Annotated in this window: 12 protein-coding genes and 1 pseudogene; 10 read left to right on the forward strand and 3 right to left on the reverse strand. The window is 61.4% G+C overall.

The genetic code is table 11. The features are described 5' to 3' along the window. Positions 1-113 precede the first annotated feature (113 nt). Positions 114-1,388 carry a glycoside hydrolase family 68 protein gene (locus SC318_RS10115; RefSeq protein ID WP_320430660.1) on the reverse strand — a complete coding sequence of 425 codons (1,275 nt, stop codon included), beginning with the start codon at positions 1,386-1,388 and terminating at the stop codon, positions 114-116. Positions 1,389-1,580: 192 nt separating this feature from the next. Further along, a complete protein-coding gene (gene galE / locus SC318_RS10120) occupies positions 1,581-2,606 on the reverse strand; it encodes a UDP-glucose 4-epimerase GalE (protein ID WP_320430661.1) in 1,026 nt (341 codons plus the stop codon). Between the two features lie 364 nt (positions 2,607-2,970). Between galE and SC318_RS10125 the strand changes: the two genes are divergently transcribed. The 7 genes from SC318_RS10125 to SC318_RS10155 are packed head-to-tail and all read left to right on the forward strand — an operon-like array spanning position 2,971 to position 10,720. Next, the gene (locus SC318_RS10125) at positions 2,971-4,086 is read left to right on the forward strand and encodes a glycosyltransferase family 1 protein (RefSeq protein WP_320431209.1); all 1,116 of its coding nucleotides are present in this window, start codon (positions 2,971-2,973) and stop codon (positions 4,084-4,086) included. Next, positions 4,074-5,267 (forward strand): UDP-galactopyranose mutase, encoded by a 1,194-nt coding sequence (gene glf / locus SC318_RS10130; RefSeq protein WP_413817624.1) that lies wholly within the window; start codon positions 4,074-4,076, stop codon positions 5,265-5,267. Before SC318_RS10125 ends, glf begins: the two co-directional genes overlap by 13 nt. Then, positions 5,264-6,466, forward strand: coding sequence for a glycoside hydrolase family 1 protein (locus tag SC318_RS10135; RefSeq protein WP_320430662.1), 1,203 nt, complete (start codon positions 5,264-5,266; stop codon positions 6,464-6,466). Before glf ends, SC318_RS10135 begins: the two co-directional genes overlap by 4 nt. After that, positions 6,463-8,307 (forward strand): ABC transporter ATP-binding protein, encoded by a 1,845-nt coding sequence (locus tag SC318_RS10140; RefSeq protein ID WP_320430663.1) that lies wholly within the window; start codon positions 6,463-6,465, stop codon positions 8,305-8,307. The genes SC318_RS10135 and SC318_RS10140 overlap by 4 nt, the downstream gene beginning before the upstream one ends. Before the next feature lie 60 nt (positions 8,308-8,367). Further along, the gene (locus SC318_RS10145; RefSeq protein WP_320430664.1) at positions 8,368-9,516 is read left to right on the forward strand and encodes a baeRF3 domain-containing protein; all 1,149 of its coding nucleotides are present in this window, start codon (positions 8,368-8,370) and stop codon (positions 9,514-9,516) included. Positions 9,517-9,550: 34 nt separating this feature from the next. Then, positions 9,551-9,844, forward strand: a complete 294-nt coding sequence (locus SC318_RS10150; RefSeq protein WP_320430665.1) for a hypothetical protein — start codon at positions 9,551-9,553, stop codon at positions 9,842-9,844. A 33-nt stretch (positions 9,845-9,877) separates the two neighbouring features. After that, positions 9,878-10,720, forward strand: a complete 843-nt coding sequence (locus SC318_RS10155; protein ID WP_320430666.1) for an MBL fold metallo-hydrolase — start codon at positions 9,878-9,880, stop codon at positions 10,718-10,720. A gap of 226 nt (positions 10,721-10,946) precedes the next feature. On the opposite strand, the pseudogene SC318_RS10160 reads toward SC318_RS10155, so the two are convergent. Then, positions 10,947-11,120, reverse strand: a pseudogene (locus SC318_RS10160) (general stress protein); the annotation flags it as partial. Between the two features lie 302 nt (positions 11,121-11,422). On the opposite strand from SC318_RS10160, the gene SC318_RS10165 reads away from it, so the two are divergent. From SC318_RS10165 to SC318_RS10175, 3 genes are all read left to right on the forward strand, one after another. Further along, positions 11,423-11,653 carry a hypothetical protein gene (locus SC318_RS10165; protein WP_320430667.1) on the forward strand — a complete coding sequence of 77 codons (231 nt, stop codon included), beginning with the start codon at positions 11,423-11,425 and terminating at the stop codon, positions 11,651-11,653. A 165-nt stretch (positions 11,654-11,818) separates the two neighbouring features. Then, entirely contained in the window at positions 11,819-12,703 is an 885-nt protein-coding gene (locus SC318_RS10170) for a manganese catalase family protein (protein WP_320430668.1), read from the forward strand. 64 nt (positions 12,704-12,767) lie between these two features. Beyond that, positions 12,768-13,277 carry a ferritin-like domain-containing protein gene (locus tag SC318_RS10175; protein ID WP_320430669.1) on the forward strand — a complete coding sequence of 170 codons (510 nt, stop codon included), beginning with the start codon at positions 12,768-12,770 and terminating at the stop codon, positions 13,275-13,277. Positions 13,278-13,341: the final 64 nt, after the last annotated feature.

The raw sequence follows: 13,341 nt of genomic DNA on the forward strand, positions 1-13,341 counted from the left end.
AAACGGGTTGGGAGCAAGCCCCCGCAACTGGCTACATCCCTGTAGCCAGTTCTCGAAGGTGGTAGTGCACGTTGTCCAAGAGCGCTCTCAGACAACATTCCAGTGGAGCGGCCTTACTTGAGCGTCACATCCACCATCGGCGGAATGAACCCGTAGTCATATTCGGCGACCACGAAGGTCTGCTGCCCTTTGATCTTGATGCCGACGGTCGGTGCCTCGGTGCCACCGATGCGCATCTGTTTACCGTCTTCGCCGGCAGGGACGCTGTCGATGAAGGAGGTCACCAGGCCGTTGGGCATCACGCAGTGCGAGTAGGTCTGGAAGGGCTGGGAAGAGGGGTTGCCCAGCACCAGGCCGGAACCGTTCAACGGCACGTAAGGGCCGAACAGCGAGTCCGCGACAAAACCGTATACCCCGTCGGGCCCGGTGACGCCGTCGGCGTAGGTGAAGGTGTGGCTGATGGTGAACAGGTAATACTTGCCGTCCTGGAACACGAAGTGCGGACGTTCGGTCTGGTCGTTGACGCCGACGGCGGTGAGCAGCGGCGGCAGCATTTCCCAGTCGTCGCCGTCTTTGTCACGGGCCACGGCGATGCCGACGCAGGCGGTCTGGTAGCGCGAGTTGCCGACGTCTTCATGACCCGGCGGCACGTCGCCGATTTCTGCCTTGCCCACCTTGTGCGAGCCACGCTCGCCGGCCACGTTGCCCTCAAACAGCATGTACAGCTTGCCGTCCTTCGGGTCGCGGAACGGCCACGGATCGCGGAAACCCCAGAAGGCGTTCTGCGCTTCGGTCTGGTACATCTTGCCGTCCGCTTCGAACAGCGGCTTGACCTTCTCGAAGCCCACCAGGCTGACGCCATGCTCGGTGGTCACCACGCGGCCACGCACCTTGACGATGGTCGCACCGGGTGTGACGGCGGTGTAGTACAGGTCGATTTCACCTTGCTCGTTCAACAGGATCGGCGTGCCGGCCCATTCGCGCACGGTCGGCGAAACACCCTCAGCCATGACCCGGCCACCCAGTTTCCAGTCCTTGCCGGTGCGGGAGAACCAGTAGTACATCTTTGCCCGACCGTGGCGATCATTCCAGTCGCGGGTGATGTCGTAGTTACCGTTCTGATCGAGGTATTGCGGGTCGTTCGGGTGACGATCCGCAGTCAGGGTGAAGATCACCGACCAGCCATCGACGGAGGTGATATTCCCGTCGATGTCACGCAGCGGCATGGTGTCCCAGATAAACACTTTATCGCTCAGCACCGGGAAGTCGGCGCTGACCAATGGCTGGGTGGTGGTGGGATCGTCCGCGTGCACTTTCAGCGCATCGGCGCGGGTCCACAGGCTGGGTTGATGGGGTGCTTTGCCAAATGTATCAGTGGTGCTTTTCATAAGAAAAACCTCGTCCATGAAGGTTGGTTGAATACTGTATTTATATACAGTGACTTCACTTTAGAAGGGTCCTTCCTTCGGGTCAAGCAAAAAAATGCATTTATGCATAATCGAGGTTTTTGTCTAAGCTGATTCGTTTCACCAGCGAAGATAGCCCCAATTTCGCCTCGAATAATTGGGGCCGCTCCTGCATCAATTGGCCTGCCGAATTTTCTCATGCCGGTGTTGGTTGCACTGCCAGCGCCAGGCGTCGGTCAGCATGCTTTCCAGTGAATGACGCGCCTGCCAACCCAGTTCTTCGAGTGATTTTCGCGGGTCGGCCCAGCAGCAGGCGATATCCCCTGGCCGGCGCGGTTCGAAGGTCATGGGTATGGGCACGCCAGTCACTTTTTCGAAGGCGTTGATGACCTCCAGCACCGAATACCCACGCCCGGTTCCCAGATTCCACACACTGATGCCGCGCCGTTCGCGCAGCGCGTCGAGCGCGCAGGTGTGGCCCTGCGCGAGGTCGACGACATGGATGTAGTCGCGAACGCCGGTGCCGTCCGGGGTCGGGTAGTCCCGGCCGTAAACCGACAATGCCTGGCGTTCGCCGCTGGCAACCTGCAGCAAGTAAGGCAGTAAATTGTTCGGTGTGCTGGTCGGTGCCTCGCCCAGCAAACCGGAGGCGTGGGCGCCGATGGGGTTGAAGTAGCGCAGCAGGCCTATCGACCAGCGCGGATCGGAGCCGGCCACGCTTTTCATCACGTTTTCACACATCAATTTGGACATGCCGTACGGGTTGGTCGGTTGCCCGGTGGTGCACGTCTCGCTGATGGGCATGCGCGTGCAGTCGCCGTACACGGTGGCCGACGAACTGAACACCAGGCGGAACACACCCGCCTGCGCCATGGCCTGGCAAAGCACCACGCTGCCGCCGACATTGGTGTCGTAATAGCGCAACGGCTCGCGCACGCTTTCGCCGACGGCTTTCAACCCTGCGCAGTGCACCACCGCGTCAATCGGGTAGTCGCGCAACAGCGTGTCGAGCAAACGCCGGTTGCGCACATCGCCGTAGACAAATCCTGGTGGCCTGCCTGCCAGGGTGCTGATGCGCTCGATGGCCGAGCGCTCGCTGTTGCACAAGTTATCCAGGATCAACACGTCTTCGCCTCGATCCATCCATTCCACTGCGACATGCGCACCGATGTATCCCGCACCGCCCGTTATCAAAATCATGCGCCTGCCCTCAATCGTCCCGGCGTCTGCCTGACGCCCTGTTGCCAAGGTGGTCAGCCGTGTTGGCGGCTGACTGTTAAACCGGTAGGGGGCGTTTTTTGGCGGGAGTTCAAACCGGTTGACCGACTGGTATGTGCAGTTCATCGGCTTCGCAGAATCTTCTTCTGAACGCCCCGCGACGACGATGCTTCCAACCTTCAAGAGCCGTACAGCCTGATTGAACGCTGTCGCGCGCTTGCCGTATCGACCGGATATGGCCAAGGGGCTCGATGCTTGAGCCGTCATCTTTTCGCTTGATAAGGACGTTGATATGAACCTTGCAGAACAGCCTGAACAGTTTGCTGCGCTGAGTGCGCAACGCCTCATGGAATCTCCGGCCCCGGCCCGGCCCACACTGGTGTGCCTGTCCCATTTGCGCTGGGGTTTCGTTTACCAGCGCCCGCAGCATGTGATGTCGCGCCTGGCCAAAGACTACGACGTGATCTTCTTCGAAGAACCAGTGGTGGCCGGCCACGAGCCACCCCGGCTTGAAGCGTCGAGCCCGGCAGACGGTATCGAGGTAGTGGTGCCGCGCCTGCCCGAAGGCATGACTGCCCAGGCCATCAACGAAGCGCAGCGCCAGTTGCTCGACGAGCGCCTTGCCCAGCGCTTGCCCGGTGATCTTCTGCTCTGGTACTTCACCCCGATGAGCCTGGCGTTCACTGACCATCTCCAAGCGCAAGTCACCGTGTTCGACTGCATGGACGAGCTGTCCGCGTTCATGGGCGCACCTGCCCAACTGGTGGACATGGAGCGGCTGCTGATGGCCAGGGCCGACGTGGTATTTACCGGCGGAGTGAGTTTGTGGGAGGTCAAGCAGCGCCAGCACGGCAATGCGCATCCAGTGCCCAGCAGCGTCGACATCGCGCATTTCGCCCAGGCGCGTGACGCTGTGATCGAGCCTGCGGACCAGGCTTCGATTGCGCGGCCACGCCTGGGCTTTTTCGGGGTGATCGATGAGCGCTTCGACATCGAACTGGTGGACCAGATGGCGGCGCTGCGGCCCGACTGGCAGATCGTACTGGTGGGGCCGGTGGTCAAGATCGATCCGCAAACGCTGCCGCGTCGCCCCAATATCCATTACCTGGGGGCGCGGCAATACGCCGAACTGCCGGCTTACCTGAGCGGCTGGGACGTGGCACTGATGCCTTTCGCGCTCAACGCGTCCACCCGCTTTATCAGCCCCACCAAGACGCCTGAATACCTGGCGGGCGGCTGTCCCGTGGTGTCCACGCCGATTCGCGATGTGGTCAATGGCTATGGCGCCAGTGGTGCGGTGTTCATCGCCGACACGCCGCAGGCCTTTGTCAGTGCCATCGAAGGCGCGCTGCACCTCAAAGGCACGCCCGACTTTTTAAAACGCGCCGACGCCGCCCTTGAAGGCATGTCGTGGGACAACACCAGCCGCTTCATGAAGGAGCAGATCGAATGCCTCAGATAAATCTCGAAGCGGCCATGTCCGGACCGTCCTGCCAGCCGGCGCGCAGTGTTTATGATTACCTGATCGTCGGCGCCGGGTTTGCCGGCAGCGTAATGGCCGAACGTCTGGCCGAGGGGTTGGGCCGCCACGTGCTGCTGATCGACCGACGCGCCCACGTGGCCGGCAACGCCTACGATCACTACGACGCAGCGGGGGTGCTGGTGCACCGCTACGGTCCGCACATTTTCCACACCAACGCCCAGCGCATCGTTGATTACTTGTCGCGCTTCACCGAGTGGCGACCCTACGAGCACCGTGTGCTGGCGAAGGTGGATGGGCAGTTGGTGCCGATTCCCATCAACCTCACCACGCTAAACACGCTGTACGGGCTGTCGATGACGCCTGAGCAAGCCGAAGTGTTCCTGGCCGAGCGGGCCGAGCCGGTGGCGACGATTCGCACGTCCGAAGACGTGGTGGTCAATCAGATCGGTCGAACGCTGTACGAGAAGTTTTTCCGTGGCTACACCCGCAAGCAGTGGGGACTGGACCCGTCCGAGCTGGACAAGTCGGTGACCTCGCGCATTCCCACCCGCACCCATGCCGACGATCGCTATTTTACCGACACCTTCCAGATGATGCCTCGCGACGGCTATACGCGCCTGTTCGAACGGATGCTCGATCACCCGCGCATCGACGTGCTGCTCAACACCGACTTCAAGGCCGTGCGCGATGCCGTCAAGTTCAAGCACATTATTTATTGCGGGCCAATCGACGAGTACTTCGACTTCCAGCTGGGCCGCTTGCCTTATCGCTCGCTGCGCTTCGAGCATCAGACCCTCGAACAGGAACGCTATCAGCCAGTAGCAGTGGTCAACTTCCCTGACGAGCAGGTGCCCTATACCCGCATCACCGAGTACAAGCACCTGACTGGCCAGGAGCACCCGAGCACCAGCATCAGTTACGAATTTCCCTGCGATGAGGGTGACCCTTATTACCCGGTGCCACGCCCCGAAAACGCCGAGCTGTACAAACGCTACAAGGCGCTGGCCCAGCAGACGCCGGAAGTGACGTTTCTCGGCCGCCTGGGCACCTACAAGTACTACAACATGGACCAGGTCGTCGGCCAGGCGCTGGCGTTGTACCGCGATATCGAGGCCGCAAGCAGCGAAGTCGCCCTTGAAGCGGGGCTCGAAGCTCCATGAACGCACGACAACAGGGGGGGCCACGCCAAGCCTGCGAGTTCGAACAGGTCAGCCTGTTCGACAGCTTCGTGATGGCCGGCTATGAATGTTCCAGCCAGCGCCGCCAGGATGGTCGGCGCCTGGACCTGCTGGAAAGTACCGGCCATGCGCGCTGGGTGGACAAGGACTACCGGCAACTGGCGGGCCTGAACGTACGCTGTGCCCGCGACGGTTTGCGCTGGCACCTGATCGAACGCAGCCCTGGCCGCTACGACTGGAGCAGCTTCCTGCCGATGCTCAGGGCCGCGCGCGAGCATTCGCTGCAGGTGATATGGGACCTTTGCCACTACGGCTATCCCGATGACCTCGACATCTGGCGCCCGTCATTCATCGACCGCTTCGCCCGCTTTGCCGGCGAAGTGGCGAAGCTGATGAGCGATGAAGGCATCCAGCGGCCGTTCTACTCGCCGGTCAACGAGATCTCGTTCTGGAGCTGGGCGGGGGGCGAGGTCGGTTATTTCAACCCCAACGCACGCGGGCGAGGGCAAGAGCTCAAGCACCAGTTGGTGCGCGCCAGCATCGCGGCTATCGAGGCGATTCGTGAGCGCGCGCCCGCTGCGCGTTTCGTGCAGTGCGACCCGTTGATCAACGTGGTGTCAGCCTCGCGTCGCAGCGAAGAGATCGATCACGCCGAACGTTATCGGCTGGCTCAATTCGAAGCCTGGGACCTGTTGACCGGGCGGCAATGGCCGGGCCTGGGTGGGCAGGAGCATTACCTGGACATCATCGGCGCCAATTTCTACCCGCACAACCAATGGTATTTCCAGGGTGATCGCATCATGCGCGGGGCGCCTGATTACCGACCGCTGGCCGGGATGCTCAAGGAACTGCACCAGCGCTATCAGCGGCCAGTGCTGATTTCCGAAACCGGTGCCGAGGATCAAGCGCGGGTGCCCTGGCTGAGCTACGTCGTGGAGCAGGTACTGACAGCGCTCAAGCGAGGGGTTCCGGTGCAAGGCATCTGCTGGTATCCCTTCCTCGATTACCCCGGCTGGGATGACGGCCGTTACTGCCCCACCGGCGTTTTCGGCTACCCGGATGGAGAGGGCGAGCGTGCGTCCTTTCACCCGTTGCATGCGCAGCTTCAGGCGGTGCCCGAGCGCGTCAGGGCGTGTCTGCGCGAGCTGGATCGGTTGCGAACGACGGGGCACCGGCCATGATCCTGCGGCGCTTGCGCGATGAGCCGCTGCCGGCAACCGCCAGTGCGTTTTTATGGCGCTACGTCAGGGTCCGTCCGCTGCATTTCAGCGCCATGTTGTCGCTGGTGATCGGTGCGGCCTGTTGCGCGGTGGCGGTGCAGTACGGCATGAAGTTGCTGGTGGACGCCATGGCCGGCGATTCGCAGGCAGGCCAGGTGTGGCGCGCCTTCAGCCTGTTCATCGGGCTGATCGTGGTGGAAAACGTGCTGTGGCGGCTCGGTGGCTGGGTGGGCTGTTACACCGTGGTCGGCAGTTGCGCCGACCTGCGGGTGGACCTGTTCCACCACCTGACCGGCCACCCGATGCGCTATTTCAACCGACACTTTGCCGGCTCGCTGGCCAATCGGGTGTCGGCGGCGGCCACGGCTGCCAACACCGTCTACGGTGGCCTGGCCTGGCGCATCGTGCCGCCCTGTGTGGATTTTCTCGGAGCCGTCGTGGTGCTGTTTGCCGTGCGTGGTTCCATGGCGCTGGCCTTGATCGTGTGCGTGTTGCTGGTGGCGGCGTTGATCACCGTGGTCGGCGTGCGCGGCCGCAATCGGCACATCGCCTTTGCGTCACAGTCGGCGCGTGTCGGTGGGGAAATCGTGGATCAGGTCTCCAATGTCTGGACCATCAAGGCGTTTTCCGGTCGCGAACGCGAACGCCTCAGGCTCGAGCGCGAGATCGGCGTCGAGGCGGGGGCGCATCGGCGCAGCTGGATCTATCTGGAAAAGGCGCGCGTGCTGCATGACGTATGCCTGTCCATCATGGCGGGGGCGATGCTGGGCTGGGCCATTCTGCTGTGGCGCGAGGGCCAGGTTACGGCGGGCGATGTGGTGATGGTCAGCGCGTTGACGTTTCGTATTCTCCATGGCTCGCGCGACCTGGCGCTGGCACTGGTGGAAGCCACTCAACAGATGGGGGTCATTGCCGAAACCCTGGGAATCATCGCCCAGCCCCATGAACTCAGCGATACGCCGGAAGAGCTGGCCCCCACTCGCGGCAGCATCCGCTTGCTCGATGTCAGCTATGCCCACCCCGGCGGGAGCTCGGTGTTCAGGCATTTTTTCCTGGAGATTCCGGCCGGCCAGAGCGTTGGCATTGTCGGCACCTCGGGTTCGGGCAAGTCCACGCTGCTGGGCTTGCTGCAGCGCCTGGATGACGTGCAAAGCGGCGTGATCCTGATCGACGACCGCGACATCCGCTCGGTCAGCCAGGACAGCTTGCGTCGGCAAATTGCCGTGGTGCCCCAGGAGCCGGCGCTGTTCAACCGCAGCATTCTGGAAAACATCGGCTACGGCCAGCCCCACGCGACCGAGCAGCAGATCATTGAAGCGGCCCGGCGCGCGTTCTGCGACGAGTTCGTGCAGGCGCTGCCCGCGGGCTATCAGACGCTGGTGGGGGAGCGCGGTGTGACGCTTTCCGGCGGGCAACGGCAACGTCTGGGGCTGGCCCGGGCGTTCCTCAAGGGCGCGCCGATTCTGATCCTCGACGAAGCGACGTCCGCGCTGGATTCGGATTCCGAAGCCGTCATCCAGCGCGCGCTCACCGACCTGATGCGTGGCAGAACGGTGCTTGCGGTGGCTCACCGACTGTTCACGGTTGCCCACTTCGACCGGGTGCTGGTGCTGGAACACGGGCAGATCGTGCAAGACGGTTCCCCCGATGAACTGCGCCGCCGTCCCGGACGTTTCCGCACCCTCTGGCAGCGCCAGGCAATGCTGCGTTCTGATGCTGATGCAGCAGGTCATGCCGTTGATCGGCCTGCGCCGTTTGCCGAACGAACTGCCGAGAATGGCCCCGGCTCGAACCGTACATAGCCCTGGAGCAGAGCCTCGAGAACGGCTGATCGATTTGGACGAATATTAAGGAGATTTTCCATGGTCGAGATTCAAACTTTTACCCGCCAGACACTGGACACGCTGCTGGCGCTGGCGGATCGCACCCATCTGAGTGTCTACATGCCCGTTCAGCAAACGTTTCCCGAGCGCGCACAGAATCCGATTCGCTTGAAGAACCTCATCAAAGACCTGGAAGACGGATTGACCCAGCAGTCGCCCGAGGCCCAGACGCTGCTGGCGCCGTTCCACGACCTGGTGGCTGACACGGAATTCTGGAATAACTGCCCACCGTCACTGGCGATCTTTGGCGGCGCCGAGCACTTCATCGTGGTGGGGTTGCATCAGCCGGTTCAAGAGATCGCCATGGTCAACCGCCACCCGTACCTGCGGCCGTTGCTGCGTCAGGCGCCGGCCACCGAGCGCTACCAGGCGCTGTGCCTGACCCGCGACAGTGTGCAGGTGTTCGAGGGCACCGCACAGGCGCTGCAAGAGGTTGAGCTGCCGCAGGCGGTTCCCACTTCACAGGCCCAGGCGCTGGGCGAGGAACTGACCCCGCGCAATCAGCAAGGCCACCCGGACGGCTTCAGCGGGGCAGGCGAGCGCGGCGACCCGATGATGCATGAGTCCGGTGGTGGCGGTAAGCAGGACGAAGTGAACCTGGACCGTGAACGCTTTTTCCGTGCAGTCGACAAGGCGATTACCGAGCACTGTTCGCGCGTGTGCCAATTACCCTTGGTGCTGGTGGCGCTGCCCGAGAACCAGGCCGTGTTCCGAGCGGTCAGCCACAACCCCTTCCTGGTGGCCGAGGGCGTACGCATCGATCCCGCCACGCTCTCGCCCACTCAATTGGCACAAGCCTGCACGCAGGTACTGAGCCAGCGCCGCGACGACGCGTTGAATGCAGCGCTCGACCGCTTTGGTGTCGCGGTGGGGCAACGGCTTAACGCGTCACAGCTGCCGGATATCGAACGCGCCGCGCAGGAAGGCCGCGTGGCGTTATTGCTGGTGGAAGCCGACGCTCATGCCGAGGTGGGGACACAGGTGGTACACGACCATGCGGTGAATGAGGATGCGGCACTGGACGAACTGATCCTGGCGGTCATCCGCCAGGGCGGCGAGATCGTGGTGGTGCCCACCGAACGTTCGATGCCCACCGACAGCCGCGCGGCCGCCGTATTACGGTACTGAGCCACAGGCAGTTCGACTCGACAGGAGCGCGACGATGGAAAAAAGCCAAAAAGAGATGGAAATCCAGGCCTGGCACCTATTGCTTGAAGATGATAGCTACCGCCTGGACTGGCCCGACGACTTCTATCAGACGCTCATCCACCGTGCCGATGAGCTGGTGCTGCGTGAAATCATCAACCTTGAGGAATGGCAGCGGCTCAAGGACGCGGCGGACGCGGTCCATGCACAAACGCTGCAGAACCTGGCGGCGCTGCGACGTGACCGTGTGGACACCGTGGGCATCGACCTGTGCATCGAGGCCGGGCAGTCGACGACGACGTCGAAATAGCCCGGCCGTCGTCCATCCATCAAGGAACCTGATATGCGTGTGCATCATTTGAACTGTGGATGTATGTGCCCCCTGGGTGGGGCGTTGTTCGATGGCTACAGCCGTGGGTGGACGGCCTCGGTGGTGTGCCATTGCCTGCTGATCGAGACGCACGCCAATGGCCTGATCCTGGTGGACACCGGGTTCGGCCAGCAGGATGTCGAACACCCTGAACGCCTGAGCCGTTTTTTCCGCACGTTCAACAACATCCAGTTGGAGCATCGTTTCACTGCTCTTGAGCAATTGCGGCAGTTGGGGTTCAAGCCTGAGGACGTGCGTCACATAGTGCTGACGCACCTGGATTTCGATCACGCCGGCGGGCTGCAGGATTTTCCCAAGGCACGCGTGCACGTCATGCATCAGGAACTCAATCACGCAACGTTGGCCAGCGACTGGATCGAACGACGGCGCTTCCTGCCTGCGCAATGGCGCGACGTCGCGGATTGGCAGCTGTATGCACCCCAGGGCGATACCTGGTTCGGTTTCGATTCGGTGCGAGCAGTGGTTGGTGCCGAGCAGGAAGACATTTTGCTGGTGCCGCTTCGCGGGCATACAGCTGGCCACGCCGGTGTCGCTGTTCGCACCGCCGAGGGCTGGACGCTGCATGCTGGCGATGCGTACTTCCACCATGGCGAAGTTCACTTGCCCAAGCGCCGCTGTCCGCCCGGCATGCGCTTTTACCAAAGCATGATGGACACTGATCGCCAGGCGCGTTTGCATAATCAACAACGCTTGCGCCAGTTGATCGCCGAGAGCGGCAAGACGGTGACGGTGTTCTGCACCCATGATCCACGCGAACTGCAACAGGCCCTGGGTGCCGGCATTAACGGTCAATAAAGAAGTTGGGGTTATTAGCGTTTCGTAAAACAATTAACACGTCGTGCGTGTTAAGTATTAGTTGTTGCGCGGAATAAAAAATACGCCTGTCCTAACGTAGGTGTCCGTTAAAGCGTGTGAGGCGGGAAGTTTAAGTCAGCAGTAAAAAGTCTGCGCCTGTTCGGCAGCGTTTATAAGCCAGCGTCTGGTTTGAAGGGGCAGCGAGGCTGCCCCTTCCACGCATCACTCAAGAGCCCGATTTGCGGCCGCCACCGTGGCTGTGATGACCGCCTTTGCGGCCTGCCTCGGAGGCTTTTTCACGGTCGTTGGCGAAGTTGCCGCCCGACGCTTGCCCACCTTTTCTCCCTGCTTCGGATGCTTTTTCGCGATCGTTGGCAAAGTTACCTGGGTTTTTATTACCTGTGGCCATGACAATTCTCCATTCGCTGATTTAGCGTTTCGTTAGTTGCCCATTGTGGCAACCGACACCTATTCCGATAGCGGCGCAACGAGAAATGTTTTACCGATTTTTATAAGCGGCGACGAGCGGTAGTTTCTTGCTGAAAGTTGTACAAGGTACGGGAAATAACGCCGTTTCGTATAAGTTCTGGACAGTGTTTCGACAGTAAACAAGTGATCCACACCACTCGTCTTTTTCGTCGCACTTGAACATCAGTGGTGGTTCAAACGAAGTTCCTATCCTGCACACGGGAGAACGCTGCGATGAACCATGACCCCTCCAATACACAGAACCCGCCTGTTGAACCACTCGAGAATCCCAACGACGACGGTTTCGTGATCGGTACCGCCGCACGTGACGAGGACCCTAACGCGACCACCGACTGGAACCACCCCGACACCCATGCCGATGGCGCTGTGGCCACCCCCGTACCGCCTAACGGCACACCTGAAATCGACGCCGTTCCCGATCTGGATGATGCGGCTGCTGACTGAGCGAAACGCCCTGAACCGCCGTTTCGCTTGCTATGCGGTGCTTAACCGCTGGTCGTGACGGGCGAATTTTTTTTGAAATTTTTCAACCACCGTCCGCTTCACATAAAGGGTAGGCGCGCATTCCGAAATGCCGCCCCTTTCAAGAAAGCCTGAGGAGATTTGTTCATGTTTCTACATAACAAGCGACTTCAATACACCGTACGTGTCGCCGAGCCCAACCCGGGCCTGGCCAACCTTTTGCTTGAACAGTTTGGCGGCGCTCAAGGTGAGTTGGCGGCCGCGTCCCGCTACTTTACCCAAGCCTTGTCCGAGGACGATCCAGGGCGCAAAGACCTGTTGATGGACATCGCCACCGAGGAACTCAGTCACCTGGAAATCGTTGGCTCGATCATCGTGATGCTCAACAAGGGTGCCAAGGGGCGCATGGCCGAAGGCGTGGAGGAGGAGGGCGAGCTGTATCGCTCACTCAATGGCGCTGGCAATGACTCCCATATCACCAGCCTGCTGTACGGTGCCGGTGCGCCGTTGATCAACTCTGCCGGGGTACCGTGGACAGCGGCCTACATCGACACCATCGGTGAGCCCACCGCGGACATGCGCTCCAATATTGCGGCCGAAGCGCGCGCCAAGATCGTCTATGAGCGGCTGATGAACGTCACCGACGATCCCGGTGTGAAGGATGCCCTGGGTTTCCTGATGACCCGGGAAATCGCGCATCAGATTTCCTTTGAAAAAGCGCTGCATTCGATTCAACCGAATTTCCCCCAAGGCAAGCTGCCGGGCAAACCGGAGTTCAGCCAGGTGTACTACAACATGTCCCAGGGCGCCGGCAATATGCGGGGCCCCTGGAACCAGGGCGACGAATGGGAATTTGTGGAGAGCCCCGAACCTGCGGTCGACGGCGGCGATGGCACGGCCACCGTGCAATTGAACGCGGACGACGAAGCGCTGTTGAGCGCGATGAAAATTCGTACGCTTTCCGACCCTACCAGCGATCCGACCACCGGTGCCGACCTGGGCGCGGGCCTTCAGCCCAAGCCTGATCTTTGATTGGCGGCAACCGCACGCTCAAGGGCGTGCGGTTCCATTTACTGGCTTGAAGAGGAGTAACGACATGGCGACCCCACAGGAAAACGTGCTCGACTGGCTACGTGATGCCCATGCGATGGAGCAGCAGGCCGAAAAAATGCTCAAGGCGCAATCCGAGCGACTGGAACATTACCCGCAGCTCAAGGCACGCATCGACCAGCATATCCAGGAAACCCTTGGCCAGCAGGCGCTCATTGACGAATGCCTGACGCGCCTGGGCGGCAACGCCTCGACCCTGAAAGACATCGGCGGCAAGTTGATGGCGTTCGGGCAGGCGGTGGGTGGCTCATTGATGAGCGACGAGGTGATCAAGGGCGCGATGGCAGGCTACGTCTTCGAAAACATGGAGGTGGCCAGCTACACGGTGCTTATCGCGGCGGCGCAGGCGGCAGGCGACACCCAGACACAGGCGGCGTGCGAGAAGATCCTGCCCCAGGAAATCGCCATGGCCGAGTGGCTGCTCGAGCATTTGCCGCAGCTTACCCAGGCGTTTCTGGAGCGCTCCGCGGCCCCCGACACAGAGGCCAAGCGCTGATGCAGCGCGCGGCGCCGGACCGGCGCCGCATATGATTTAGCGCACGCTCGCACTCCGCTGCGTT

Source organism: Pseudomonas sp. MUP55 (genome assembly GCF_034043515.1).
In the GTDB taxonomy this organism is placed as follows: Bacteria; Pseudomonadota; Gammaproteobacteria; order Pseudomonadales; family Pseudomonadaceae; genus Aquipseudomonas.